The organism is Roseococcus sp. GW821-FHT12F05 (assembly GCF_058806835.1).
In genome coordinates this window covers 134370-159228 of the sequence record NZ_JBXAQB010000017.1, presented here as the reverse complement: position 1 = coordinate 159228, position 24859 = coordinate 134370, and the positions used below count along the sequence as shown (strand labels likewise).

Sequence of the window (24859 nt, the reverse complement as noted above, 5' to 3'; positions counted from 1 at the left end):
GTTCGGACTTTCGTTTCTCGATTCGGAACAAATGGTTAGGTCGGGCTGTCACGCAAGCTCAATCGGCCACCCGCAGCTCTTCGTAGGACACCATGACGTGCTCCCGGAAGGCGGGCCGCTCCGCCAGCACCGCGTAGTAGCGCCCGAGCGCGGGGCGGTCCGCCCGCGGGATCGGGATGTCGAAGTACCGGAACAGCACATGGCCGAACTGGATGTCGGCCAGGGTGAGCGCGTCGCCGGCGAGGAAGGCCGAGCGCGCCAGCTGCGCCTCGGCGATGTCGAGCACCGGGTCCAGATTCGCGACCGCGGCGCGGATCGCGGCCGGATCCCGGTCCTTCGGCGCCGTGCGGACGACCCGCCAGAAGATCGGCGCCGTGAAGCCCAGCGTCACGTTGATCTTCGCCCACTCCGCCCATCTGTCGACATGGGCGCGCGCCAGGCCCTCCTCCGGCCAGAAGGGCGGTCGGCCGTAGCGGCCGGCAAGGTAGCGGAGGATCGCGCCGGTTTCCCAAAGCGGCGCACCGTCGCCGTCGCGCAGGACGGGCACGGTCCCGTTGGGGTTCATCGCCAGGAATTCCGCCGTGTCCGTGCCGCCGTAGCGGTGCCCGGCATCGTGCCGCTCGTAGGGCAGCCCGAGCTCGCCCACGCCCCACATCAGCGCCTGGACGTTGGACGAGGTCTTCCGGCCCCAGATGGTCAGCACCTCAATGGACCCCGCCCGCCTGGTGCGGGCTGTCCAGCGAGAAGGCCGGCACCTCCGCGTCGAACTCCTCGCCCGTGTCGGGGACGACCATGTGGTAGGTGCCGCGCATGAAGCCCGAGGGCGTCGGCAGCGGGGTGCCGGAGGTGTAGTCGAAGCTCTCGCCGGGCTCGAGCACCGGCTGCTCGCCCACGACGCCATCGCCATGGACGCGCATGGTGCGCCCCTGCCCGTCGGTGATGAGCCAGGTGCGTTTCATCAGCTGCACCGTCGCCGCGCCTTCGTTCGCGATCTCGACCTTGTAGGCCCAGACATACTGGCCCTGGTCGGGCTCCGACTGGTCCTCCAGGTAGAAGGCCCGGACGGTGACGCGAACGCCCCGGGTGATGGCGGTGTAGGGCTTCACGCGCGGCGCATCGCGGCGGTGGCGATGCCGGCGCCGACCAGCATGGTGCCGCCCACCCGGTTGAAGCCGCGCCGCACGCCCGGCCGCGTCACCAGCCCGGACATCCGGCCGGCCAGCAGCGCGTAGAGCAGCGCGTTGGCGGCCGCGAGGGTGACGAAGCTCGCGACCAGGATCGCGGCCTGCGGCAGGAAGGGCCGTCCGCCGTCGAGGAACTGCGGCGCGAAGGCCACGAAGAAGGCGATGCTCTTCGGATTCAGCGCCGTCACCACATAGGCGTCGCGGAAGGCGCGGCGGGCGGAGAGCGGCGGCGCCGCGGCCGCCGAGACCGGCGCGCGCCACAGCTTCACGCCGAGCCAGATCAGATAGGCCGCGCCGCCCCATTTCAGCAGGGTGAAGGCCAGGCTGGAGGCCGCCAGCAGCGCGCCCAGCCCCGCCAGCGAGAGCGTCATCGCCGTCAGGTCGCCCAGCGCGACGCCCGCCACCAGCGGCAGGGCGCGGCCACGGCCGGCACCCAGCGACTGGCCGATGACCAGCAGGATGGTCGGCCCCGGAATGGCCAGCAGGGCGGCCGAGGCGAGCAGGAAGGCCAGCCAGGTTTCCAGGGCCATGGCCGGCTACTCCGCCGCGCGCGCGGTGGCCGCGCCGCCGATCGCGTCCAGCGCGTCGGCGAGGTCCTCGATGAGGTCCGCCACGTCCTCCAGCCCGACCGAGAGCCGCACCGTGCCGTCGCTGATGCCGAGGCGCGCGCGCTCCTCCGGCCCGATGCGGCTGTGCGTCGTGGTGGCCGGGTGCGTCGCCAGCGACTTGGAATCGCCGAGGTTGTTGGAGATGTCCACGAGCTGCAGCGCATTCATGAAGCGGAAGCACTCCTCCTTCCCGCCCTTGATGTCGAAGGTGACGAGCGTGCCGCCGGCGGTCATCTGCTTCACCGCCAGCGCGTGCTGCGGATGGTCGGGGCGGAAGGGGTAGAGGACCTTCGCAATCTCCGTGCGCTCGGAGAGGAAGTCGGCCACGGCGGCCGCGTTTCGGCACATCTGGTCCACGCGCAGCTTCAGCGTCTCCAGCCCCTTCAGGACCACCCAGGCGTTGAAGGGCGACATGGCGGGGCCGGTGTTGCGGATGAAGGGCATCAGCGTCTCCTCCACCCACTTCTTCGGGCCGAGCACGGCGCCGCCCAGCGTGCGGCCCTGGCCGTCCATGTGCTTGGTGGTGGAGTAGACGACGATGTCCGCGCCGAGGTCGAGCGGGCGCTGCAGCAGCGGCGTGGCGAAGACGTTGTCCACCGCCACCAGCGCGCCGGCGGCATGCGCGAGCTTGGCCACGGCCGGCAGGTCCACCAGCTCCAGCATGGGGTTGGACGGCGTCTCGAGCAGCACCATCGCGACGGGCTTGCTGAGCGCCCGCTTCCACTGGTCGAGGTCCCCGCCGTCCACGAACTCGCCGATGATGCCGTAGCGCGGCAGCAGCGTGCTGATGATCCAGTGGCAGGAGCCGAAGAGCGCGCGGGAGGCCACCAGCCGGTCGCCGGTCTTCAGCGTGGAGAGCAGGGTGGAGTGCACCGCGGCCATGCCGGTGGCCATGAGGCGACAGAGGTCCGCCCCCTCCAGCGCGGCCAGCCGCTCCTCCAGCATGGTCAGCGTGGGATTGGCGAAGCGGCTGTACTGGTAGTGCTCGATCTCGTTCTTGAAGGTGGCTTCAGCCTGCTCGGCGCTGTCGTAGACGAAGCCCGAGGTCAGGAACATCGCCTCGGCCGTCTCGCCGTGCTGGGACCGGGTGAGGCCGCCACGAACGAGCTGCGTGGCCGGACGGAACTTTTTCGACATCGATGACACCCTTCGAACACAGGCGTCCGGCACCCTGACACGGGTGGGAGACCGCCCGCGACAGGGCCGGTCCCGGGCCGTTTAGCGCGCTTGTTTTCCGCATTCCCGATCGGAGCGATCAGGGACACGACCCGGTTGGGACCTCGCCGCAAGCTGGCCGGACAAATCGCGAGGACGGGACATGCGTAGTCCCGTCTCCGGTCCGGCGTCAACCGTCGCCGCTGCCGGTGTCGCCTGCCGCAGGAGAACGCCGGGGAGATTGATATGGCCACGCCCGCCCCGCCGCGATAGCCTGAAGCAGACAAGGCGGCGCCCGCTCCCGGAACAGGGGGCCATCGAAAGGGCTGCCGCAGGGGGAGAAGCGCCATGAGTCGAGGATCGTCTCGGAGGGCGTTGCTTGCGGCGCTGCCGACAGCCGGGCTGTCGTCCGCCCTGCCGCGCATCGGCCGCGCGGCCTGGCCGGACCGCCCGATCCGCGTCATCGTCACCTTCCCCGCCGGCACCCAGACCGACATCCTGACGCGGCTCTACACCGCGCCGCTGGCGCAGCGGCTGGGCCAGCCCGTGATCATCGAGAACCGTGGCGGCGGCCAGGGGCAGATCGGCATCCGCGCCGCGCTCTCCGCGCCCGCCGACGGGAACACGCTCGTGATGGTCGGCGTCAGCACCGGGGCCAGCGCGCCGCACATGATCAAGGACCTCAGCTACGATCCCCGGCGCGACCTGGTCCCCATCTCGATGATCGCCGAGGCGCCCTATCTCTTCGTCTGCGACCCGCGCCTGCCGGTGCACAGCCTCGCCGAGCTGATCGCCTATGCGAAGGCGCGGCCCGGCCAGCTCAATTTCGGCCATGGCGCGCCGAGCCGGCAGATCGTCGGCCTGCTGATGGCGCGGCAGGCCGGGATCGAGGTGGTGGACGTCGCCTATCGGGGCCAGCCCGAGGCGCTGAACGACACGATATCGGGCCGGATCAGCTTCTCCGTCTCAGACCTCGGCGATGCGCTGGTGCAGGCCCGGGAGGGGCGCGTGCGGGCGCTCGCCGTCTCCACCGCCACGCGCTCGGCGCTGGCGCCGGAGATTCCGCCCGTCTCGGACACGCTGCCGGGCTATTCGATGTCCGTCTGGTTCATGCTGGCCGGCGCGGCCGCCACGCCGCCGGAGGTGGTGCGGCGGTTGAACACAGAGCTCGCCACCATCCTGGCCGATGCCGAGCTGCGCGCGAGGCTGGCGCCGCAGGGGCTGGAGGTGCGCAGCCTGGAGCCGGCGAAGCTGGCCGAGTTCCTGGCTGACGAGATCGAGAACTGGGGCCGCGTGGTGCGGACCCTGGGGATCACGCCGCAATAGGAGGAAGCGGCCACGGCCGGCCGGCAGGCAGGCAGGCCCATCGCCGGGCCGTGTGTCCCAACCGGGATCGTAGCTGTTGACGCAGGTATTGCGGAATGCAAGTCATGCGGCTTCATGAGCGCCCTCGATCCCTCCGTCGCCGGCCAATTGGCCGAGGACCTGCCGCCGGACGTGTTCCGCACCATCATCGCGACCTTCGAGGAGGACATGACGCGACTGGTGAAGGAGTTGCAGGAGGCGCACGCCGCCGGCGACCAGAACGGCTACGAGCGCGCGGCCCATAGCCTGGCCGGCGCCGCCGCCGCGGTGGGAGCCGTGGGGCTGGAGCGCGAGGCCCGCATCGCCATGGACCACAGGCAGCCGGAACCCGCCGAAACCGTCCTGCCGCGGCTGATGGCCGAGGCCAAAGGCGCGCTAGAGGCCTTGCACGACCTCATCCACTAGGATGCCGGCGCGCATCCTTCTCGTCGAGGATACGCCCACCCAGGCCGAGATCGCTAAGGCCATGCTCCGGGACGGCGGGCATGAGATCCGCCACGCGGAGACCGCCGGCGCCGCGCTGGCCCTCGCGCTCGATTGGAGGCCGGACGCCATCCTGGTCGACCTCGTGCTGCCCGACTTCTCCGGCATCGAGCTCATGCGGCGGCTGCGCGCGGCGCAGCTGGAAGCCGCGATGATCGTGCTGACGGCGCACGGCTCGGTGAAGGCGGCGGTCGAGGCCATGCAGGAGGGCGCCTCGGACTTCATCCTGAAGCCCTACACCTCCGCGCGGCTGCGCGTGACGCTCGACAACGCGCTGGAGAAGCGCGAGCTGCGGCAGCAGCTGGACGTCGCCAAGTCGCAGCTCGGGCGCGGGCGCTTTCACGGATTCATCGGCGCCTCGCCGCCGATGCAGGCCATCTACCGGACCATCGAGAGCGTCGCCTCGTCCCGCGCCACGGTCTTCGTCACGGGCGAGAGCGGCACCGGCAAGGAGCTGGCGGCCGAGGCCCTTCACAGCGCGTCACCGCGCGCGGGGCGGCCCTTCATCGCGCTGAACTGCGGCGCCATCCCGCGCGACCTGCTGGAGAGCGAGCTCTTCGGCCATGTCAAGGGCGCCTTCACGGGGGCCACCGACAACCGGCTGGGCGCGGCGCGCGCGGCCGATGGCGGCACGCTCTTCCTCGACGAGATCGGCGAGATGCCGGCGGAGATGCAGGTGAAGCTGCTGCGCTTCGTGCAGACCGGCGTGGTGACGCCGCTGGGCGGCACGAAATCCGAGAAGGTGGACGTGCGGCTGGTCTGCGCCACGCATCGCGACATCCTGGCCGAGGTGCAGGCGGGCCGCTTCCGCGAGGACCTCTACTACCGCATCTACGTCGTGCCGATCGAGCTGCCGCCGCTGCGCCTGCGCGGCGAGGACGTGGTGCTGGTGGCGCGCCATCTGCTCGGCCTCTACGCGCGCGAGGAGGGCAAGGCCTTCACCGGCTTCGACCCGGAAGCCGAGGCGGCGATCCGCGCCTATCCCTGGCCGGGCAATGTCCGGCAGCTCCAGAACGTGCTGCGCAACGCGGTGGTGCTGCATGACGGCGCGCGGGTGACACGCGAGATGCTGCCGGTCCTGCTGCTGCACCAGGCGGCCGCGGAACCGGCGCCTCCCGTCGGGGCGCGGCCGACGCTGGAGGCGCTGACCACGCGCATCGAGCCGCTGGCGGTGTCGGAGAAGCGGCTGATCCTCCAAGCGCTGGAGCACACCGGCCAGGACGTGCCGCGCGCGGCGGCGCTGCTGGAGATCAACCCGAGCACGATCTACCGCAAGCTGACGGCCTGGAAGCAGGCGGGGTAGCGGGCGTATCGAGCGCCTGCCTGCGGGATCATGATGGAGGCGGCACCGCGTGGCCGAGGCCCAGCCTGTCGCGCAGCCAGGCGATGACCTCCGCCTCGGACCAGGGATCGGCCCGCAGCCCGATATAGCCGTCAGGGCGCACCAGCCAGGCGCCCGTCCCGAGAGTCCTGGCGAATTCCCCCTCGGCATCGCGGACGGGCTCGACGCCCCAGGGCTGCCCGGGCACCGCATCGGCGGGAAGGATTGCGACCACCCGCAGCAGGCCGGGCCAGAGCCGGCCCAGGCTCGCCGCGCAGGCCTCGGCCCGGGCGATCTCCGCGCCGGCTAGGATCAGCACTGGCTCCGGGCCGCGCAGCAGGTCGAAGAGCCGCAGCGGGAAGCCCATCCCTTGCCGCCGCAGGCCCTGCACGTCGGGCATGCGGTCCCCGCCCGTCGGGCCGGCCGCGAGCGGGCCGTCGCGGTAGGAGACGAGCAGCTGCGTGTCGGCGAGCCGATGCGGCGGCTTGCGGTCGCGGCCGAGATTGATGGTCTGCTCCGTGGTGCGCGCGACGACCTCGGCCGCCACCGGCCGGCGCTCCGCCTCGTAGCTGTCGAGCAGCGCCGCGCCGGCGAGGCCCCGCATCACCAGCGCCATCTTCCAGGCGAGGTTGTAGGCGTCCTGGATCCCGGTGTTCATGCCCTGCCCGCCCGTCGGCGGATGGATGTGGCAGGCATCGCCGGCGATGAAGGCACGCCCCACGCGATAGGCCGTGGCGAGCCGCATGCTGATGCGGAAGATCGAGGACCAGCGCATGTCGCCGAGGACGGCCTTCTCCGGCAGCAGCCGGTCGGCGACCTCCTGGAGATCGGCCAGTGTCGCGCCGGGGCGATCGGCCTGGATGCCGTGGCCCGTGCCGCCGCCCATGCGACCCCCTGGGGCCGAGAGCCGCGCGGGCGCCAGCATCGAGACGCGGTAGCGGCCGGGCTCCGGCAGCGGGATGGCGACGAAGAGGTCCGGCGCCGCCCCCTCCATCGGCTTCAGCGCCCATGCCGATAGGCCGCGCGGCAAAGGCGCCGCGCCCCAGTCGATGGCGACGTCGCCCAGCATGAACTCCATCGGGAAGGCATCGCCCTCGAAGCCGATGCCGAGCGCGCGGCGCACCGCGCTGTGCGCGCCGTCGCAGCCGATCACGTGGCGGAACCGGGCGCGCTCGCGCCTATCCGGACCGTCGAGCTCCACCTCGACCGCGTCGTCCGACTGGGAGAGGCCGGCCAGCGCGACGCCGCGCTCCACCGACACGCCGAAGCCGGTCAGGTGGCGTTCCAGCACGGCCTCCGTCGCGTATTGCGGCACGCCCAGCGTCGCATAGGGGAGATCCGCCAGATCGCCCATCACGTCGCGCACGGCCTGGCCATGGATGATCATCCGCGTGCCCGGCAGCCAGAGCCCGGCATCGATCATCGCGCGGGCCACGCCCATATCCTCGAAGACCTCGAGCGTGCGTGGCGTGATGCCGATGGCGCGGCAGAAGGGCGAAGACCCTGTGCTCCTGTCGACGATGCGCGGGGTCACGCCGTGGCGTGCCAGCTCGGCCGCGAGCGTCAGGCCCACCGGCCCCGCTCCGACCACGAGAACTTCAGCCATCTCCCTGCCCCCACCCGCGGTCATGCGGCCCGGAACACCGTAAACCACGCGGCACGAGAGAGAAATGTCGCGTCCGTCGCGGCATATAAAGACATGCTTATGCCTCTAGGCAGGCCTGCCGGGGCATGCTACGGCCACGCCGCACCAGACCGCACAAGGACAAGCGCGCATGGCCCAAGACTACATCGTCACCGATCTCTCCCTCGCCACCTGGGGCCGCAAGGAGATCGAGATGGCCGAGGACGAGATGCCCGGCCTGATGGCCACCCGCGCCGAATACGGCGCCAGCCAGCCGCTGAAGGGCGCCCGCGTCGCCGGCTGCCTGCACATGACCATCCAGACCGCGGTCCTCATCGAGACGCTGAAGGCGCTCGGCGCCGACGTCCGCTGGTCCTCCTGCAACATCTTCTCGACCCAGGACCACGCCGCGGCCGCCATCGCCGCGGCCGGCACGCCCGTCTTCGCCAAGAAGGGCGAGACGCTGGTCGAGTACTGGGACTACGTGCAGAAGACCCTCGAATGGGGTGACGGCGGCGAGCCGAACATGCTGCTGGACGACGGCGGCGACATGACGCTCCTCGTCCATTACGGCCTGCGCGCCGAGAATGGCGACACCGCCTTCCTCGACAAGGCGACCAACGAGGAGGAGACCGTCTTCTTCGCGCTGATCAAGAAGCTGCTCGGCGAGAAGCCCGGCTGGTTCGCGAAGCTGGCCGCCTCGATCAAGGGCGTGTCGGAAGAGACGACCACGGGCGTCCATCGCCTCTACTCGATGGCGAAGGAGGGCAAGCTGCTCTTCCCTGCGATCAACGTGAACGACAGCGTCACCAAGTCGAAGTTCGACAACCTCTACGGCTGCCGCGAGTCGCTGGTGGACGCCATCCGCCGCGGCACGGACGTGATGATGGCCGGCAAGGTCGCCGTGGTCGCCGGCTATGGCGACGTGGGCAAGGGCTCGGCCGCCTCGCTGCGCAATGCCGGCTGCCGCGTGATGGTGACGGAGGTCGATCCGATCTGCGCGCTCCAGGCCGCGATGGAGGGCTACGAGGTCGTGACCATGGACGATGCCGCGCCGAACGCCGACATCTTCGTGACGGCCACCGGCAACATCGACGTCATCACGCTCGAGAACATGCGCGCGATGAAGAACCGCGCGATCGTCTGCAACATCGGCCACTTCGACAGCGAGATCCAGGTCGCGGCGCTGCGCAACTTCAAGTGGACCAACATCAAGCCGCAGGTGGACGAGATCGAGTTCCCCAACGGCAGCCGCATCATCCTGCTCTCCGAGGGCCGGTTGGTGAACCTGGGCAACGCGATGGGTCATCCGAGCTTCGTGATGTCGGCGTCCTTCACCAACCAGACGCTGGCGCAGATCGAGCTGTGGACGAACCCCGGCGCCTACGAGAAGAAGGTCTACGTGCTGCCCAAGCACCTGGACGAGAAGGTGGCCTTCCTGCACCTCGACAAGGTCGGCGCGAAGCTCACCAAGCTGCGCGACGACCAGGCGGCCTATATCGGCGTGGCGTCCTCCGGGCCGTTCAAGGCCGAAGCCTACCGCTACTGAGTCTTCGTGGCTGACGAAGAGGCGCGCATCCCTGGCGGGTGCGCGCCTTTTTCGTTTGGGGCAGCGGCCTTGTTGGGATGCGCGGCGTGTCTGTATTCTGGACCACGCCATATCGAGCCCGGTTTTCGCTGCGCCCATATCCTATCCAAAAAAAGTGGTGCGACCGCGATTTGTCGATGGGCAGAGGATGAAATGAAGCAAGTCATACCGCCACAGCTACTCACGGAGCTCTTCAGCCCCAAGCAGATCAGTTCCATGCATGCCGAATTTCTCCAAAAAGCCTTGTCGCAGGACGAGCACGGAGATTGGCTTTACGCGACCATCATGTTTGCGAACCGGATGCGGCGCATGCCCACGGATCGTCTTCTTTTCAATGACTACATCTACAACATCAAGACGACATCCGAAATACAAAATCCGTTGCGGGTGTTTGTAACGGACAAAGAATTCATGAAAATATATGTAAAATCTGCTCTAGGGGATTCATATAATGTCCCGACGATTCATGTCCTGCATTCGGCCAGTGACGTTCATTCCTACACATTTCCCGATGCTTGCTGCATCAAGCCCACTCATCTGAGCGGTCACGTCATCATCAGGAGGGAAGGTGAAGATATCGATCTGACCGAGATCGCAAGCTGGCTCGAAATCAATCACTATGAACGTACACGGGAATCCAATTACAAAACTCTCCAGCCAAAAATCATTATAGAGCCGATTATATTTAACGACACAAATATCAATGATTATAAAATTTTCTGTTTTGGCGGAAAACCCAAAATGATCCAGGTTGACGTGGATCGCAGAGGAGATCACAAAAGGAAGATTTTCGATTTGTCCTGGAACGAGCAGAATTTTTCGACACGATATCCAAAAAGCGATCAGTATGTGGAAAGACCAGAAAATCTCAAAGAAATGCTGGAGATTTCCGGTATATTAAGCGCTAGATTTTCATTTGTAAGTATTGATTTATATTCCGATGGAAGAAATTGCCTCGTTGGGGAAATAACGAATTGCCCTGGCAGTGGCTTGATGAAGTTTATTCCTCCGGAAGCGGAGGAGATCGCCTCACGCCTAATTTTTGATTAAACCATGCTTTCACTCACCCAGCACGGCTTGGTCTTTTGCTCTGACGCGTGATTCAGGCCTCCGGCGCCTTCGGTCGCCACGCCTGAGAGCGGATTTCGTTCCGCGCCTATCGTTTTCAGGATGTCAGGCGCTTCCGCCGAAATCGAACTGCTTCGGTTCGCCGTCGGTCACACAACAGGCTGCGCCAGCGGCTTCAGCCGCGACAGCCACAGCGCCGCCACCAGCGCCACCAGCATGCAGCCAGCCACCAGTGCGACCACGCCCGGCCAGCCATAAGCCGTCAGGAGCCAGCCGCCGATCGTGCCGATCACGCTCGACCCGCCATAGCAGGCGAAGAGGTAGAGCGACGACGCCTGGGCCTTGGCGTGCAGCGCCCGCCGCCCGACCCAGGCACTGCCGATGGCATGCGCGCCGAAGAAGCCCAGCGTGACGATCGCGAGCCCCAGCACCGAGCCCGCCACTGAAGGCAGCAGCGACACGCCCAGGCCGATCAGGATCACCACCATGTTGACCCAGAAGATCTTCGCCCGCCCGATCCGGTCGGCCAGAGAACCGATAAAGGTCGAGGCCACGATGCCCACCAGATAGACCGTGAAGACCAGGCCCACCCAGGTCTGGCTCAGGCCGAAATCCGCAAGCAGGTGGTAGCCGATGTAGTTGTAGACCGTCACGAAGCCGCCCATCAGCATGGCGCCCACCAGGAAGAGCACGCGCAGCCCCGGCTCGCGCAAGTGGGTGGCAAAACCCTGCGCCAGACCCGTCAGGTTCAGCGGCCGCGGCCGGAAGTGGCGCGACGGACGGAGGTTCAACAGGAAGACAAGCGCGGTCAGCAGGCCGAAGGCGCCCATGCCGCCCATGGCGACATGCCAGGAGGTGACGTCGCTCAGCAGGCCGGTGCCCACGCGGCCGGCCATGCCGCCCAGCGCATTGCCGCTGATGTAGAGGCCCATCGAGAAGCCGATGGAGCGCGGATGCACCTCCTCGGCCAGATAGGCCATGGCCGCTGCCGGCAGGCCGGCCAGCGCGAGGCCCTGAAGGGTGCGCAGGACCAGAAAGCTCTCCCAGCTCGGCGCGAAGGCGGAGAGAAAGGTCAGCCCGGCCGAGCTGAAGACCGCGCCCACCATCAGCGGCTTGCGCCCGAAGGTCTCGGAGAGCGCGCTGGCGACCAGCGTCCCGATGGCGAGCGCGATGGAGGGCAGCGAGATGGCAAGGCTCGCGGCCGCCGCACTAATCCCGAACTCGCGGGAAAAGACCGGCAGCAGTGGCTGGGTGCAGTAGAGCAGGGTGAAGGTCGCGAGGCCCGCGCAGAACAGCGCAACGCTGGTGCGGAAGAAATCCGCGGTGCCGCGCTCGATGAAGGGCGTCTCGGCCCGGGGATGGGCCGACAGGGTCACGGTGTCGGCGACGGTGCTGCTCATGACAAACTGGTCCTCGAAGGAGCTGGACGCCGTTTCCCTGGGCAGGCTTGGCGGCCACGGGGACCGCATGCGCAAAAATAGGTCACGCATGCTGACAAAGTCATTCATGTTGCAGTGCAAAAGAATTAGGCTGGGCCGAATTGTCGAACCAGGGTCATCGCCATGGAGCTCCGCCACTTCCGCGCCTTCCTCACCGTCTCCGGGACGCTGCACTTCGCCCGGGCGGCGGAGATCCTGGGCATCTCGCCGCCCTCGCTGACCGAGCAGGTGCAGGAGCTGGAGCGCCAGCTCGGCGCACGGCTCTTCGTGCGCACCAAGCGCTCCGTGGCGCTGAGCGACGCAGGAAAGCTCTTCCTGGAGGAGCTGCGCCCGGCGCTGGACCAGCTCGACCACGCAGTCCGCGTCGCGCAGCAGGCCGGGCGCGGGGCGCGCGGCATCATCGAGATCGGCTTCGCGGGCTCGGCCGCTTTCTCCGGCGTGCTGGCGCAGACCATCGCCGCCTGGCGCCGCGAGCACCCCGAGGTGGAGCTGCACCTCCACGAGATGGAATCCGCCCCGCAGATCGAGGCCCTCGCCGAGGGAAGGCTCGACATCGGCTTCCTGCGCGCGCCCGTGGTCGCCCCGCCGGGCATCGTGACGGCGCGGCTGTATCGCGAGCCGCTGCTCATCGCCCTCCCCCCCGGCCATGCGCTGATCGCCGAGGAGAGCGTCGCCGCTGCCGCCCTGGCCGGCGAGCCCTTCATCATCCCTGACCAGGAGGCGGGCATGAGTTTTCATAGCCACACCCTGGCCGTGGCGCAGCGCGGCGGCTTCACGCCCCGCCTCGCCCATCGCGGGCGCGACCTGATCGCGGTGGCGACGCTCGTGGCGCTGGGGCTCGGCGTGGCCGTGGTGCCGGACAGCCTGCGGCGGACGCTCGCCCTCCCCGGCGTGACCTACCGCCCGCTGCGCGGCGCGCCGATCCTGGCCGACATCGCCGCCGCCTTCCGCCGCGGCGAGGCGGCGCCGGCGACCCGGGCGCTGATCCGGCAGATCCGGCACGTCGCGGTGGAGGAAGGGTAGAGGCCGCCTGAAGGCACTGGCGGAGGAGGATTCGTGGAGGATTCTTCGTGCCCGGAAGGCGCCGGACGCGCCGGGCGCGGAAAAGGCCCGCGAATCCGACCCGCCGGTGCCTTCAGACGGCCTCTCAGGCGGCCTCCAGGATCCCCACCCGGCTCCAGACGAAGTCCGGATAGAAGCGCGCCATCATCCGGTCCGCATAGGCGCCGAGGTTGAGGAAGCCCTCGGCCTGGCGGCGCAGCGGCGAGTCGAAATGCGGCGTCAGCAGCGCCGCGAGCTGGGCAAAGGCGATCGCGTCCACGCCGCTCGGCGCCTCGCCCATCAGGTAGGGCTTGTCGCCGAGGATGGCCGACAGGCTCTGCAGCGAGCGCGTGCCGAGCCACTCGATCTCGTCCGGCTCATGCCGCGTGATGCCGACCGCGCGGAAGTTGGCGGCCACCCGGGAGCGCAGCGCCTCCAGCATCGCCGGGCGCTGCTCCCTCGGCAGCTGGTCGAAGAAGCGCGCCGGGCCGAGGGCGAAGTTGTCCTCCATGAAGTACCGGGGCCAGGCGGCCGTCCAGCCGAAGTGGTTCTCGACCATGCGCTCGATCGCCCAGGCCTCGGCCCGCTGGCGCGCGTCCAGCCCGGCATCGAGGTCGAAGCCGTATTTCCATTCGAGGTGCAGGCGGATGAAGGTCGAATCCGCCACCAGCTCGCCCTCGTCGTCGATGAAGGGGAGTTGGCCCTTGGGCGACTGCGCGGGCATGGCCGGCCGGACCACGAAGTCCAGCCCCGCCATGCGCAGCTGCACGGCCGTCTTCATGCTGTAGGGGCTGATCTCCGGAAGGCCGAAGCCGGGGCCGGCGCCGTAGAGAATGATCATCGCGTCCTCCTGCGTGGAACGCCGACGTGATACGAGGTCGCTGCTGCCACCCTGCTGTCAGCAGCGATGTGCGAGACGATGCCCATGCGCAAGGCCGACCGACTTTTCGAGATCATCCAGATCCTACGCCGCCACCGGTCGCCGGTAACCGCCGATGCCATCGCGGCCGAGCTCGAGACCTCCAAGCGCTCGGTCTATCGGGACATCGCCGTGCTGATCGGCCAGCGCGTGCCCATCCGTGGCGAGGCCGGCATCGGCTACGTGCTGGACGGCGGCTTCGACCTGCCGCCCCTCATGCTGACGGCCGACGAGGTGGAGGCGGCGGTGCTCGGCGCCAGCTGGGTCGCGCATCGCGGCGACCCGGCGCTGGCCAAGGCCGCACGGGACCTGATGGCCAAGATCGCCGCGACCGTGCCCGAGCGGCTGCGCCCGATGGTGCTGGAGCCGGCCTCGCTCGCCACGCCCGCCTGGAACAACGCGCCGGACCGCATCGACATGGCCGCGCTGCGCCAGGCCATCCGCGGCGGCCGCAAGGTGGCGCTGCGTTACGCCGACGAGCAGGGGCGGGTCAGCGAGCGGCGGATCTGGCCGATCGCCATCGGCTATCTCGACGCCACACGCATCCTCGCCGCCTGGTGCGAGCTGCGCACGGATTTCCGGCACTTCCGGACCGACCGGATCGAGGCGGCGGAGTTCCTGGAGGAGCGCTACCCCAGCCGGCACGCCACGCTGAAGGCGCAGTGGCGCAGGACGCTGCCGGACTGACACGACGTGGAAGGATCGGCGGGCCGGTCCGATATCCGGCCGCGAAGGGGACGGCACCGCCGCCCGGCGCTTGAGGGCAAGAACCCTCACACCATCAGCATGCCGCCATTCACGTGGATGGTCGTGCCCGTCACCCAGGCCGCCTCGTCCGAGGCGAGGTAGGCCACCGCCGAAGCCACATCCTGCGCCGAGCCCATCCGGCCCAGCGGGATGCGCGACATCAAGGCGGTCTTGTGCGCCTCGTTGAGCTTGTCGGTCATCGGCGTCGCCACGAAACCGGGGGCGACCACGTTGATGGTCACGCCACGCGGCGCGACCTCCTGCGCCAGCGCCTTGCTCATCCCGATCAGGCCCGCCTTGGCCGCCGCGTAGTTGGCCTGCCCGGCATTGCCCGTGACGCCCACGATGGAGGCGATGGAGATGATCCGCCCCGTCCGGCGCTTCATCATCCCGCGCAGCGCGGCGCGCGCGAGGCGGAACGGCGCGTTCAGGTCCACCTCGAGGACGGCGTTCCAGTCCTCGTCGCCCATGCGCAGCGCCAGCATGTCGCGCGTGAAGCCGGCATTGTTCACGAGGATGTCGAGCCGGCCGTGATCGGCCTCGATCTTCTCCACCAGCGCGGCGGGCGCGGCAGGGTCGTTGAGGTCCGCCGGCATCACGGCCGCACGCTCGCCGAGCTTCCCGGCCACGGCGTTCAGCTCCGCCTCGCGCCGCCCGGTGAGCACCACCGTCGCGCCCTGAGCGTGCAGCGCCTCGGCGATGCCGATGCCGATGCCGGAGGACGCCCCGGTGACCAGGGCGATCTTGCCGTCGAGCTTGAACATGTCCGTGTGACCCTCAGTCTAAACGTTTTGCAAGCCAGTAGCGCGTATGGCCTGGCGGATGCTCCGGCAAGGTGCCGAAGACCGAAAATCCGAGCTTCTCGTAGAAGCCCCGGGCCTGGAACGAAAACGTATCGAGCCGGATGCCGACGCAGCCCCTCGCCCGCGCCTCCGCCTCGGCCGCCCGCATGACCTGGCTGCCGAGCCCGCTGCCACGCAGGGATTCCGGCAGCCAGAGCACGTCGATCACCAGCCAGTCGTAATAGGAGCTGCCGAGCGCTCCGCCGATGGTGCGGCGGTCCTCCCGGACCAGCGCGGCGAAGTCGTGTTTCGACCGTCCGGACCGACCGATCGCCGCCTCGTTGAAGGCGACCAGCCCGTCGATGACGGTGTCGGTATCCTCCTGGGACGGCGCATCCGTGATGAGGATGCTGGTCTTCACAGGCTCTTCAGGAAAGCTTCGACGTCGGCCGGCGTGTTGATCGCCAGCGCCGCCGCTTCCGGCGCATTGCGCTTCATGAGGCCCGTCAGCACCTTGCCGGCGCCGACCTCCACGAAGCGCGTGCAACCCGCGGCCCCCATCGCCGCCACGCATTCGCGCCAGCGCACCGTCCCGGTGACCTGCTTCACCAGCAGGTCGCGGATCATGTCGGGCTCGCTGACCGGCGCCGCGGTCACGTTCGCCACCACAGGCACGGCGGGATGCGCCATCGCCGCCTTCTCCAGCGCCTCGCGCATGGCATCGGCGGCCGGCGCCATCAGGGCGCAGTGGAAGGGCGCCGAGACCGGCAGCAGCATGGCCCGCTTCACGCCGGCCGCCTTCGCTGCCTCGATCGCGCGCTCCACGGCCGCCTTGGCGCCCGAGATCACCACCTGGCCGCCGCCATTGTCGTTCGCGACCTGGACGACCTCGCGGCCCTCCTCGCCCTGCTCGGAGGCGGCGCAGATCGCGACCGCCTGCTCGGCCTCGGCGCCCAGCAGCGCGGCCATCGCGCCTTCGCCCGGCGGCACTGCCTTCTGCATGGAATCGCCGCGCAGCCGCAACAGCCGCGCCGCCGTCGCCAGATCGAAGGCGCCGGCCGCCGTCAGCGCGCTGTACTCGCCGAGCGAATGGCCGGCCACCAGGGCGACCTGCCGCGAGAGGTCGAACCCGCCCTCCTTGGCCAGGACGCGGCAGATCGCCACGGAGACGGCCATCAGCGCCGGCTGCGCATTGGCGGTGAGGGTGAGCTCGGTCAGCGAGCCCTCGAACATCAGCTTCGAGAGCTTCTGCCCCAGCGCGTCGTCGACCTCCTGGAAGGTCTCGCGCGCGATGGGGAAGGCCTCGGCGAGGTCGCGGCCCATGCCCTGGGCCTGGCTGCCCTGGCCGGGAAACACAAAAGCAAGAGACATGGCGGTTCCGTGATGGATTCTTGAATCCCAGCCCCTTCGCCTCGGGAGGGGAAAGAGTCAACTGCGGAGAAGTTCCCCGCCGGCCGCTCAGCGGCCGACCAGATCCAGCACCACGTGGGAGAACCAGGGCACGAAGGCCACGACCAGGATGCCGACCAGCAGCATCGCCAGATAGGGCATGATCGCCCGAGACGTGTCCTCCACGGTGCTCTTCATCACCGAGCAGGAGATGTGGAAGCCGATGCCGATCGGCGGCATGAAGATGCCCACGCCCATGGCGAGCAGCAGCACCATCGCATAATGCACGCCGTCGATGCCGAGCTGCGTCGCGATCGGATAGAGGATCGGCGCCAGGATGATCAGCGCCGGCAGGCCCTCGAGCAGCGAGCCGACGACGATCAGGATGAGCATGGAGCCGACCAGGAAGAGGTACCTGCTGTCGCCCGCCGCATGCAGCGTGGCGACGAGGTATTGCGGCAGGTTGCCCGCCGCCATGATCCAGGCGAAGGAGCCCGCCGCCGCGATGATGAAGAGCACCATCCCCGACATGACGGCGCAGGCGATCGCGATACGCACGAAGCCCGCCAGCCCGATGGAGCGATAGACGAAGGCCGAGATCAGGATGCCGTAGAGCACGGCGATGGACGACACCTCGGTCGGCGTCGCCACGCCGAACTTGATGCCGATGATGAGGATGGCCGGCATGAGCAGCGGCAGCACGGCGCCCGCCGCGGCGGACAGCCGCTCGGCGCCGCTGGCGCGCTCGACCCGCGCGGTCGGGTTGCGCACCGCGTTGACGTAGACCAGCACCATCAGGAAGAAGGCCAGCACCGCCGCCGGCAGCAGGCCCGCGACGAACATGGAGCCGATGGAGATCGGCACCACCGAGCCCAGCACCAGCATAGCGATGCTCGGCGGGATGGTCTCGGACATGGCGGCGGAGGCGGCGAGCACGGCCGCGCCGTCCTTCATCTTGTAGCCCTTGCGCTCGAGCTCCTCGCGCATGACGGAGCCGACCGCCACCACGTCGGCGATCTTCGAGCCCGAGACGCCGGAGACGAGGTAGGTGGTGATGACGACCACCTGCAGCAGGCCGCCGCGGAAATGGCCCACCAGCGTCATGGCGAAGTTGACCAGCCGGAGGCTGATGCCGCCCTTCTCCATGATCATGCCCGCCCAGATGAAGAAGGGCAGGGTGAGCAGGATGAAGTGGCCGGAGCCGTCGATGGTGTTCTGGGCCACCGCCACCATCGGCGCGAGGTCGGTGAGCGTCAGGAACAGGACCGAGCCGAACAGCATCGCATAGGCGACCGGCAGGCCGATCAGGATCACCCCGAAGAACAGCAGGAGCATCACGACCATGGACACGGGCTGGCTCGGCCGGATGTCGGGCGAGCCCACCCACATCACGAGGGCCGAGAAGGCGGCCAGGACCACGAGGCCCCGGAGGACGGCGGGGAGCGCGTGGTGCCGCGCCAGCCGCTCGATCGCGAAGAGGCCGACGCAGACCATGCCCGTGGTGAAGGGGATCACGATGAGGCTGAGGTTCCACTCCGTCATCGGCATGATCGAGTAGGAGTTGATTTCCAGCAGATCGAGCGAGGCCAGCCCGCAGATGACGGCGAGGCCGAGGATCATGAGGTCGAGCATCGCCTCCGCCGCCTGCCGCGTCCTGGGCGAGAGGGCCTGCAGCACGAAGGAGACGGCCGTGTGGCTGCGCGCGCGATAGGAGAGCGCGCCGCCGAGGAAGGCGATGGTGAGCAGCACCAGCCGCGAGATCTCCTCGCCCCAGAGGAAGGAGTGGTCCGCCACCAGCCGCTGCGTCACCTCCACCAGGATCAGGCAGAGCTCACCGGTGAGGAGCAGGAGGAGCAGGACGCGGCAGGCCATGTCCAGCGCGTCCATCGCCGCCGTATAGGCGCCGGCAAGCGCCCCGGAGCGGAGCGGCAGGACAGGCGCATGATGCGCGTCCTCCCCCGAGGGCTGGATCCCCAGGGCGAGCCTGGCCATCTGGAACATGCTGCTGACCCCTAGAGCGGATGACCGAAGGCGCCGCAGGCTTGAATCCCGCGACAAGAGCGGAAGCGAACGCACCGCGCTCCAGGCGCGGCGGCTCAGGCGACCTGGCTGAGGACGGCGTCCATCAGAGGGGCGCCGATGATGTTGCGGAACTCGGCGTAGACGGGCTCCAGCGCCGCCCGATAGGCGGCGCGGTCGACCGGCGAGATCTCCAGCCCCTTGGCGCGGAGCCGGCCCTGCGTCTCCTCGGTGGCGGTGGCGAGCGACTGGCGCCAGTCCGGCGTCATCTCGACCGAGGCCGCGCGGATCGCCTCCTGGTAGCGGCGGTCGAGGCTGTCGAGCTTGCGCTTGCTCGCCATCATGGCACAGGCGTTGTAGACGTGGTTGGTCAGGTTGACCGTGCGCACGACCTCGTCGTGCTTGGTCGCCTCCAGCGAGATCATCGGCGTCTCGACCGCTTCGATCGCCCGCTGCGAGAGGGCGAGATAGACCTCCGAGAGATCCACCTGCACCGGCGTCGCCTGAAGCGTGCGGAACATGGCGGCGAAGATCGCGCCCGGCTGCACGCGGATCTTGAGGCCGCGCATCAGGTCCGGCGTCGGCATGGGGCGGCCGATGGTGGAGACCACGCGCCAGCCGAAATAGCCGTAGGACAGGCCGTAGATCCCCTTGGTCGGGAAGTCCGCGAGGAGCTGCTGCCCTACCGGCCCGTCCAGGACCTTCTCGGCCGCGGCCGAGTCCGGGAAGAGGAAGGGCAGGTCCATCACCATGAACTTCGGGAAGAGCGTGTCGATGAAGCCCGAGGTGTGCGCGCAGAGGTCGATGATGCCGGTCTGCATGCCCGTGAGCATGTTCACCTGGGTGCCGAGCTGGCCGGTCGTGAAGACCTGCACCTCGACGTCGCCGTTCGTCTTGGCCTTCACATTGTCCGCGAAGCGGCGGGCGACGGCCATGAAGGGGTGCTGGGGCGTGTCGGGATAGACCATCCGCAGCGTGTGCCGGGGCGCCGCCAGGGCGGGGCGGACAAGGGCAGGCAGGCCGAGAAGGCCGGCGCTGGCCGGGATGATCGCGCGGCGGGTGATTGTCATGCTGGTGTTTCCTCCTGGAACGGCGTTGCCCGGTTCCCGGGTTCTCATGGGACGCTGCGAAGGCGGGACGGCCGGCAGGTCGCGCTCGGATGAGCGGAGTGCAAAAAAAGAACAGACGCCCCGACTTGTCCATATCGAAGGCGGAAAAATTCGATGGTGCAACGCAGCATCAGCCGGGCGGCTCAACCGTTCCTTGCCGGCGGCGCATGAAGAGCTCGTAGGTCGCCTTCAGGTGGAGGCGCGTGGCCTGGACCGCGTAGTCCCGGTCCCGCAGCTCGATCGCGCAGGCAATGTCGCGATGATGCCCCAGGCTGCGAAGAATCTCCGCCTCCGTGTAGAAGTAGAACGAGCCGATGATGATCGGCATGTCGACGAGGCTGTCCGCCATGGCCTTCAGCCGCGGCGCGCCCGAGGCGGCGATCAGCAGCCGGTGGAAGCGGTTGTTGATCGACTGGATCTCGGCGGTCCCACCGGGGGTGCGGGCGCGCGCCGCCGCCTCCATCCGGTCGTTCAGCGCGTGGAGCTCCGCGATCTGTTCCGGCGAGGCGCGCTCGGCGGCGAGGCCGGCGGCATGCGGCTCCAGCAGGCTGCGCAGCTCGAAGACCTCGGCGATGTCCTGGTCCGTCCATTCGGCGGCGAGGAAACCGCGGCGGGGCGCGGCCATCACCATCCCGTCCTCCGCCAGCCGTGCGAGCGCCGCGCGGACCGGGGTGCGGCTCACCGCGAGTTCCGTCGCCAGATGCTCCTCCCGCAGCGGCGCGCCCGGGGCGTAGTGGCCCGTCGTCAGGCGGCGCCGCAGCACGGAGTAGACGGTGTCGGAGACCTTCTTCACGGAACCGGGCGCCCCTTCCCCACGCCACAGAAGGCCAGTGGCGGCCCGCCGGGTTCCCGGATTGTATTTTTTCGGTATCGTGAAGGAAAGGTCGATCCGGCCAAGCTCGGCAAGCCGCGCTTCGGCAGGACGGTCCAAGCGACTGTGGGAGAACGCTCAGCATGACGCGCCAGATGCCCGCCGGGGCCTGCGACTGCCACTTCCATGTGTTCGATGCGCGCTTCCCCTTCGTGGCCAACGCGGTGTTCCACCCGCCGCCGGCCTCGCTCGAGGACTATCTCGCCCTGGCCGCCTCGCTGGGGCTGGAGCGTGCCGTCGTCGTGCATCCCTCGCCCTACGGCACGGACAACCGCTGCAGCGTGGAGGTCGCAGCACGGCTTGGGTCCAGGGCGCGCGCCGTCGCCGTCGTGAATGACCGGGTGACCGATGCGGAGCTGAAGGAGCTGGACAGCCAGGGCGTTCGCGGCATCCGCTTCAACCTGGTGCAGGCCGGCGCGACGACCATCGGGATGCTGGAGCCGCTGGCCCGCCGCGTCGCCGATCTGGGCTGGCACGTACAGCTCCACATGCTCGGCGGGATGATCGCGGAGCATGAGGCGCTGCTGGCCGGGCTCGCCGCACCCATCGTCTTCGACCATCACGGTCGCATTCCGCTGCCTGAGGGGCAGCAGCATCCCGGCTGGCACGCGCTGCGGCGGCTCATCGACGCCGGCCGGACCTGGGTGAAGCTCTCGGGGCCCTACCAGGATTCGAAGCTGGGCGCGCCGGGCTACGACGACATGCTCGTGCTCGGTCGCGCGCTGGCGAAGGCCGCGCCGCAGCGGATGCTCTGGGGCTCCGACTGGCCCCATGTCACCGAGCCGGAGACGCCCGAGGCGCGCCCGCTGCTCGACTACCTGTTCCGCTGCGTGGACAGCGACGCCGACCTCTCCCTGATCCTGCGCGACAATCCCGCGGAGGTGTACGGCTTCGAAGGCTAAGGGACGGTCCGCTCGCCCTCGGCCAGGGCGCGCTGCATGGTGACGACGTCCACCCACTGGCCGAACTTCAGGCCCACGGCCTTCATCACGCCCACGTTACGGAAGCCCAGCGAGGCGTGCAGGCCAATGGAGCCCACATTGTCGCTGTCGCCGATGACTGCGATCATCTGCCGGAAGCCCCGCTCCGCCGCGCGATGCAGCAGCGCCTGCACCAGCGCCTTGCCCACGCCCATGCCGCGCACGTCGTCGCGGACGTAGATGCTGTCCTCGGCCGTGTAGCGATAGGCGCTGCGGTCGCGAATCTGGGCGAAATAGCCGTAGCCGACGATCTCGCCTTCGTTCTCGGCGACCAGCCAAGCGCAGCCGGCCTCCTGCACCTTCCTCACGCGCGCGGCGATCTCGGCCTCGTCCGGCGGCGCCTCCTCGAAGGTGCCGGTGCCGTGCAGCACGTGATGGGCATAGATGGCAGTGATGGCCGGCAGGTCGCCGGCCTCGGCGTCGCGGATGATCATGACAGGCCGAGCTCCCGGGCCAGGGCGCCCGCCAGCCGCAGCAGCGCCCGGTCGCGCCCCGCGGCCGCGACCAGCGACAGGCCGACCGGCGCCCCATCCACCTTCGCGACGGGGATGCTGACCTCGCAGAGCCCGCCGAGCCCGGCGATGGCAGTCACGCCCATGGTCGCCTCGCGCACCGCATTCTGCTCGGCGAGGCTGACGCCCAGCTTCGGCGCGGCGCAGGGGCTGGTCGGATAGGCCATCACTGCCCCGCCCGCGAGCATCGTCGCGATGCGCAGCTTGAAGGCACGGCGGAAGGCGCGGCCGGCCGCCGCCTTGGCCGGATCCATCTCGCGCGCCGCGGCGAAGCGCTCAGCGACGCCGGGGCCGAAGCGCGGCGTGGTGGCGGCGACCCAGCTCCCCAGCGTGGCCCAGGCCTCCTGCGCCTGGGCGCAACGAAAGTGCTCGTAGAGGACCGGCAGCCCCTCGGGCGCGACCTCCACCCGCATGGGCGCGCCGGCGATCGCCTCCAGCGCCGACATCGCCGGCACCAGGGCGCGGGCGGTCGCGGGCTCGGCGTTGATCCAGGCCTCCTCGGCCTTGAGGATGGGGCCGGGCAAGCCGGGCTGGCTGGCCTCGGCGGGGAGCAGGACGGCGCCGACCTTCTCCACCACCTCGGCCGAGCGGGCGAACCAGCCGCAGGTGTCGAAGCTGGGCCCGAGCCCGCAGGCCCCGGCGAGGCTGATCGCGCCCCAGCTCGGGCGCAGGCCGAAGACGCCGCAATAGCTGGCCGGGATGCGCACGCTGCCGCCGGTGTCCGAGCCGAGCGCGAAATCCACCAGCCCCGCGCCCACCGCCGCGGCCGAGCCGCAGGAGGAGCCGCCCGGAAAACGGTCCGGCGCATTGGGGTTGAGCGGCGTCTCGTACCAGACGTTCTCGCCGGTCAGGCCATAGGCGAGCTCGACGGTCTTGGTCTTGCCGGCCAGCGCGGCGCCGGCCTCCAGCAGGTCCAGCACCACGGGCGCGGTCGCGGCGGCGACAGGGTGGGTCCGCGCCCAGTCGGGATTGCCGTAGGTGGTGGGCGCGCCAGCGACGTCGAAGAGGTCCTTGACGGCGAAGTGCAGCCCGTCGAGCACGCCCGCGCCGAGCGGCGCGAGGGTGGCGCGCTCGCCGGGCATGAAGGCCTTCACATCATCGCTCTTGGGCATGGGACCTCACCTGGGACTCAGCCGCATGCATGCTAGGGCGGTCCCCGGTGCACGCAAGCGGCTTCACTTCCGGGAGATATACACGTGATCCTGGAATCGGAACGGGCGCACCCCACCAGGGGATGCGCCCGCCCATCCGAAATCGCCCTCAGCGCGCGCGGAGGAGCTCCGGCACGCGCAGCAGGATGAACTCGTTGTCGTCGGCGCGGGTCAGGTGGCGGCCGGCGCTGAAGGGCAGGTTGTTGTCATTGGCCACGATGATGTGGTCCGCATCGACCATCGCCACGTTCTCGATGGTGAAGAACGGGAAGGTGAAGCGGCCGGCGGGCGCATTGGCCGGCAGGTCGCCGCGCAGGCGGGCGCGGTTGTCCGGGTCCTGCATGGCCATCAGGTCGATATGGCCGATCTTCCGGACGAAGCCGTTCGCGTCCACCTGGCTGAAGTCGACCAGGGAGATCCGCTTCACGCGGGCCGGCTGGACGAAGCAGGCCGGCGGGCGCTGGCCCTCGCGGCACTCGAGGCCTGGATCGCCCTGGCCGTTGTCGCGCTCAATGATCAGGGCGCGCGTGGCGTCGATGAAGTTGAAGTCGCCGATATTGGTGGCGCCCTCGGCGAGCTGGAAACGGACGTTCCGGCCGGTCCACTCGTTGCGGGCGACGCTGAACTCCAGCACGCGGAGGAAATTGCCCTCGGAGCGGTCGGTGCCGGCGACGAAGAGCGGCTGCTCCAGCAGCGCCCAGAGCGTCTGGCCGTCCGGCGTCAGCGCCATGCCCTCATAGCCGCCCGAGCGGCGGGCGCGGAAGGCCACGGTGCCGGTCGGCGTGGAGGGGGTGGAGAGGGACGGATGGTCGGGCGAGCGGATCGCCTCGTTGTCCATCCGGGTCTCGACCACGCGCATCACGCGGCCCTCGGCATCCACCTGGATCAGGTAGGGGCCGAACTCCTCGCCGATGTAGAAGGTGCCGTCCGGCAGGGGCTGCAGGCTCTCGGGGTCGAAGTCGCCGCCGGTCAGGTAGCGCTCGTTGCTGCCCTCGGTGGTGATGCGGAAGGGCACGATGTTGTTGGGGTCGCTGAGGAAGATGGTACGCATCATCTCCACCCGGCCGGTCGCGAAGTCGGGGCGGACGCGGTGGAACATGAGCATGGCGTCGGGGCTGTTGGCGCGGGCGCCGAAGCCGTTGTCGGTCAGCACCCAGTAGCTGCCGTCGCCGATCGGCTTGATGCCGGAGAAGCCCTGCACGGGCTGGCCCTGGAAAGGCAGGGCAATGCCGGTGTCGCGGCTGCCATAGGCGGCGCCGGTGTTGCCCATCAGGCTGCCGGGCTGCTGCAGGCGGTTGCCGTTGGCGCTGGTGAAGCGGCCGGAGATGGCGAAGCCCGGCGGCGCGTTCTCGGGCGGGGCGACGAAGCTGGCGGCGGGCAGGATGGCGTGGCCGACGAGACGCGCCTCGAAGCGCTGGTCGGCGGCGGCCGGAAGCGCGAGGCTCACGGCGGCCCCAAGGGAGGCAATGGTGGCAAGCAGGACGCGGCGCATGGCGAAAACCCC

At 69.2% G+C, this 24859-nt stretch carries 24 protein-coding genes; 8 read left to right on the top strand and 16 right to left on the bottom strand.

From position 1 onward, the window contains the following. Positions 1-58 precede the first annotated feature (58 nt). From AC1ROY_RS29290 to metZ, 4 genes are read right to left on the bottom strand one after another with little or no spacing between them, the layout of a single operon-like run. Complete coding sequence (locus tag AC1ROY_RS29290; protein ID WP_493152471.1) at positions 59-703, bottom strand: glutathione S-transferase family protein; 645 nt, start codon at positions 701-703, stop codon at positions 59-61. 1 nt (position 704) lies between these two features. After that, positions 705-1106: a Co2+/Mg2+ efflux protein ApaG gene (gene apaG, locus AC1ROY_RS29285; RefSeq protein ID WP_493152470.1), complete on the bottom strand. Its 402-nt coding sequence runs from the start codon at positions 1104-1106 to the stop codon at positions 705-707. Continuing rightward, complete coding sequence (locus AC1ROY_RS29280) at positions 1103-1714, bottom strand: LysE family translocator (RefSeq protein WP_493152469.1); 612 nt, start codon at positions 1712-1714, stop codon at positions 1103-1105. The genes apaG and AC1ROY_RS29280 overlap by 4 nt, the downstream gene beginning before the upstream one ends. A gap of 6 nt (positions 1715-1720) precedes the next feature. Beyond that, complete coding sequence (gene metZ / locus AC1ROY_RS29275) at positions 1721-2929, bottom strand: O-succinylhomoserine sulfhydrylase (protein WP_493152468.1); 1209 nt, start codon at positions 2927-2929, stop codon at positions 1721-1723. Positions 2930-3295: 366 nt separating this feature from the next. On the opposite strand from metZ, the gene AC1ROY_RS29270 reads away from it, so the two are divergent. The 3 genes from AC1ROY_RS29270 (at position 3296) to AC1ROY_RS29260 (ending at position 6098) form a co-directional block, all read left to right on the top strand. Beyond that, positions 3296-4273: a Bug family tripartite tricarboxylate transporter substrate binding protein gene (locus AC1ROY_RS29270; protein ID WP_493152467.1), complete on the top strand. Its 978-nt coding sequence runs from the start codon at positions 3296-3298 to the stop codon at positions 4271-4273. Between the two features lie 114 nt (positions 4274-4387). Then, the gene (locus AC1ROY_RS29265) at positions 4388-4717 is read left to right on the top strand and encodes an Hpt domain-containing protein (protein ID WP_493152466.1); all 330 of its coding nucleotides are present in this window, start codon (positions 4388-4390) and stop codon (positions 4715-4717) included. Between the two features lies 1 nt (position 4718). After that, positions 4719-6098: a sigma-54-dependent transcriptional regulator gene (locus tag AC1ROY_RS29260; protein ID WP_493152465.1), complete on the top strand. Its 1380-nt coding sequence runs from the start codon at positions 4719-4721 to the stop codon at positions 6096-6098. Between the two features lie 28 nt (positions 6099-6126). Here the strand turns inward: AC1ROY_RS29260 and AC1ROY_RS29255 are convergent, their stop codons facing one another. Next, positions 6127-7722, bottom strand: a complete 1596-nt coding sequence (locus tag AC1ROY_RS29255; RefSeq protein ID WP_493152463.1) for an FAD-dependent monooxygenase — start codon at positions 7720-7722, stop codon at positions 6127-6129. A 169-nt stretch (positions 7723-7891) separates the two neighbouring features. Between AC1ROY_RS29255 and ahcY the strand changes: the two genes are divergently transcribed. Continuing rightward, a complete protein-coding gene (ahcY, locus tag AC1ROY_RS29250) occupies positions 7892-9289 on the top strand; it encodes an adenosylhomocysteinase (protein ID WP_493152462.1) in 1398 nt (465 codons plus the stop codon). Positions 9290-9295: 6 nt separating this feature from the next. Beyond that, positions 9296-10378 carry an ATP-grasp fold amidoligase family protein gene (locus AC1ROY_RS29245; RefSeq protein WP_493152461.1) on the top strand — a complete coding sequence of 361 codons (1083 nt, stop codon included), beginning with the start codon at positions 9296-9298 and terminating at the stop codon, positions 10376-10378. Between the two features lie 167 nt (positions 10379-10545). On the opposite strand, the gene AC1ROY_RS29240 is transcribed toward AC1ROY_RS29245, so the two are convergent. After that, positions 10546-11796, bottom strand: a complete 1251-nt coding sequence (locus AC1ROY_RS29240) for an MFS transporter (protein WP_493152460.1) — start codon at positions 11794-11796, stop codon at positions 10546-10548. Between the two features lie 162 nt (positions 11797-11958). Between AC1ROY_RS29240 and AC1ROY_RS29235 the strand changes: the two genes are divergently transcribed. Next, entirely contained in the window at positions 11959-12858 is a 900-nt protein-coding gene (locus AC1ROY_RS29235; RefSeq protein ID WP_493152459.1) for a LysR substrate-binding domain-containing protein, read from the top strand. Positions 12859-12982: 124 nt separating this feature from the next. Here AC1ROY_RS29235 and AC1ROY_RS29230 read toward each other — a convergent pair whose 3' ends face one another. Then, complete coding sequence (locus tag AC1ROY_RS29230; RefSeq protein ID WP_493152458.1) at positions 12983-13717, bottom strand: glutathione S-transferase family protein; 735 nt, start codon at positions 13715-13717, stop codon at positions 12983-12985. 84 nt (positions 13718-13801) lie between these two features. Here AC1ROY_RS29230 and AC1ROY_RS29225 point away from each other — a divergent pair, with 84 nt between their 5' ends. Continuing rightward, a complete protein-coding gene (locus AC1ROY_RS29225; RefSeq protein WP_493152457.1) occupies positions 13802-14482 on the top strand; it encodes a helix-turn-helix transcriptional regulator in 681 nt (226 codons plus the stop codon). A gap of 86 nt (positions 14483-14568) precedes the next feature. On the opposite strand, the gene fabG is transcribed toward AC1ROY_RS29225, so the two are convergent. The 6 genes from fabG to AC1ROY_RS29195 all read right to left on the bottom strand — a co-directional run bounded on the left by fabG (position 14569) and on the right by AC1ROY_RS29195 (position 20634). Further along, positions 14569-15306 carry a 3-oxoacyl-[acyl-carrier-protein] reductase gene (gene fabG / locus AC1ROY_RS29220; protein WP_493152456.1) on the bottom strand — a complete coding sequence of 246 codons (738 nt, stop codon included), beginning with the start codon at positions 15304-15306 and terminating at the stop codon, positions 14569-14571. A 13-nt stretch (positions 15307-15319) separates the two neighbouring features. Continuing rightward, entirely contained in the window at positions 15320-15745 is a 426-nt protein-coding gene (locus AC1ROY_RS29215; protein ID WP_493152455.1) for a GNAT family N-acetyltransferase, read from the bottom strand. Continuing rightward, the gene (gene fabD / locus AC1ROY_RS29210; RefSeq protein ID WP_493152454.1) at positions 15742-16695 is read right to left on the bottom strand and encodes an ACP S-malonyltransferase; all 954 of its coding nucleotides are present in this window, start codon (positions 16693-16695) and stop codon (positions 15742-15744) included. The genes AC1ROY_RS29215 and fabD overlap by 4 nt, the downstream gene beginning before the upstream one ends. 87 nt (positions 16696-16782) lie before the next feature. Further along, positions 16783-18705 carry a TRAP transporter large permease gene (locus AC1ROY_RS29205; protein ID WP_493152453.1) on the bottom strand — a complete coding sequence of 641 codons (1923 nt, stop codon included), beginning with the start codon at positions 18703-18705 and terminating at the stop codon, positions 16783-16785. Positions 18706-18809: 104 nt separating this feature from the next. Continuing rightward, positions 18810-19802, bottom strand: coding sequence for a TRAP transporter substrate-binding protein (locus AC1ROY_RS29200; protein ID WP_493152452.1), 993 nt, complete (start codon positions 19800-19802; stop codon positions 18810-18812). Positions 19803-19971: 169 nt separating this feature from the next. After that, positions 19972-20634 carry a GntR family transcriptional regulator gene (locus AC1ROY_RS29195; protein WP_493152451.1) on the bottom strand — a complete coding sequence of 221 codons (663 nt, stop codon included), beginning with the start codon at positions 20632-20634 and terminating at the stop codon, positions 19972-19974. A gap of 161 nt (positions 20635-20795) precedes the next feature. Between AC1ROY_RS29195 and AC1ROY_RS29190 the strand changes: the two genes are divergently transcribed. Then, entirely contained in the window at positions 20796-21614 is an 819-nt protein-coding gene (locus AC1ROY_RS29190) for an amidohydrolase family protein (RefSeq protein WP_493152450.1), read from the top strand. Here the strand turns inward: AC1ROY_RS29190 and AC1ROY_RS29185 are convergent. The 3 genes from AC1ROY_RS29185 to AC1ROY_RS29175 all read right to left on the bottom strand — a co-directional run bounded on the left by AC1ROY_RS29185 (position 21611) and on the right by AC1ROY_RS29175 (position 24847). Next, complete coding sequence (locus AC1ROY_RS29185; protein ID WP_493152449.1) at positions 21611-22126, bottom strand: GNAT family N-acetyltransferase; 516 nt, start codon at positions 22124-22126, stop codon at positions 21611-21613. The two genes, AC1ROY_RS29190 and AC1ROY_RS29185, sit on opposite strands and share 4 nt — an antisense overlap. Next, entirely contained in the window at positions 22123-23316 is a 1194-nt protein-coding gene (locus AC1ROY_RS29180) for an amidase (protein WP_493152448.1), read from the bottom strand. Before AC1ROY_RS29180 ends, AC1ROY_RS29185 begins: the two co-directional genes overlap by 4 nt. 148 nt (positions 23317-23464) lie before the next feature. After that, the gene (locus AC1ROY_RS29175; protein WP_493152447.1) at positions 23465-24847 is read right to left on the bottom strand and encodes an esterase-like activity of phytase family protein; all 1383 of its coding nucleotides are present in this window, start codon (positions 24845-24847) and stop codon (positions 23465-23467) included. Between the last annotated feature and the right edge of the window lie 12 nt (positions 24848-24859).

Coding starts and splice junctions, on each gene's coding strand:
- AC1ROY_RS29280 (WP_493152469.1), bottom strand. CDS start 1,714: ATGGCCCTGGAAACCTGGCTGGCCTTCCTGCTCGCCTCGGCCGCCCTG.
- metZ (WP_493152468.1), bottom strand. CDS start 2,929: ATGTCGAAAAAGTTCCGTCCGGCCACGCAGCTCGTTCGTGGCGGCCTC.
- AC1ROY_RS29270 (WP_493152467.1), top strand. CDS start 3,296: ATGAGTCGAGGATCGTCTCGGAGGGCGTTGCTTGCGGCGCTGCCGACA.
- AC1ROY_RS29265 (WP_493152466.1), top strand. CDS start 4,388: ATGAGCGCCCTCGATCCCTCCGTCGCCGGCCAATTGGCCGAGGACCTG.
- AC1ROY_RS29260 (WP_493152465.1), top strand. CDS start 4,719: ATGCCGGCGCGCATCCTTCTCGTCGAGGATACGCCCACCCAGGCCGAG.
- AC1ROY_RS29255 (WP_493152463.1), bottom strand. CDS start 7,722: ATGGCTGAAGTTCTCGTGGTCGGAGCGGGGCCGGTGGGCCTGACGCTC.
- ahcY (WP_493152462.1), top strand. CDS start 7,892: ATGGCCCAAGACTACATCGTCACCGATCTCTCCCTCGCCACCTGGGGC.
- AC1ROY_RS29240 (WP_493152460.1), bottom strand. CDS start 11,796: ATGAGCAGCACCGTCGCCGACACCGTGACCCTGTCGGCCCATCCCCGG.
- AC1ROY_RS29235 (WP_493152459.1), top strand. CDS start 11,959: ATGGAGCTCCGCCACTTCCGCGCCTTCCTCACCGTCTCCGGGACGCTG.
- AC1ROY_RS29230 (WP_493152458.1), bottom strand. CDS start 13,717: ATGATCATTCTCTACGGCGCCGGCCCCGGCTTCGGCCTTCCGGAGATC.
- AC1ROY_RS29225 (WP_493152457.1), top strand. CDS start 13,802: ATGCGCAAGGCCGACCGACTTTTCGAGATCATCCAGATCCTACGCCGC.
- fabG (WP_493152456.1), bottom strand. CDS start 15,306: ATGTTCAAGCTCGACGGCAAGATCGCCCTGGTCACCGGGGCGTCCTCC.
- fabD (WP_493152454.1), bottom strand. CDS start 16,695: ATGTCTCTTGCTTTTGTGTTTCCCGGCCAGGGCAGCCAGGCCCAGGGC.
- AC1ROY_RS29205 (WP_493152453.1), bottom strand. CDS start 18,705: ATGGCCAGGCTCGCCCTGGGGATCCAGCCCTCGGGGGAGGACGCGCAT.
- AC1ROY_RS29200 (WP_493152452.1), bottom strand. CDS start 19,802: ATGACAATCACCCGCCGCGCGATCATCCCGGCCAGCGCCGGCCTTCTC.
- AC1ROY_RS29190 (WP_493152450.1), top strand. CDS start 20,796: ATGACGCGCCAGATGCCCGCCGGGGCCTGCGACTGCCACTTCCATGTG.
- AC1ROY_RS29185 (WP_493152449.1), bottom strand. CDS start 22,126: ATGATCATCCGCGACGCCGAGGCCGGCGACCTGCCGGCCATCACTGCC.
- AC1ROY_RS29180 (WP_493152448.1), bottom strand. CDS start 23,316: ATGCCCAAGAGCGATGATGTGAAGGCCTTCATGCCCGGCGAGCGCGCC.
- AC1ROY_RS29175 (WP_493152447.1), bottom strand. CDS start 24,847: ATGCGCCGCGTCCTGCTTGCCACCATTGCCTCCCTTGGGGCCGCCGTG.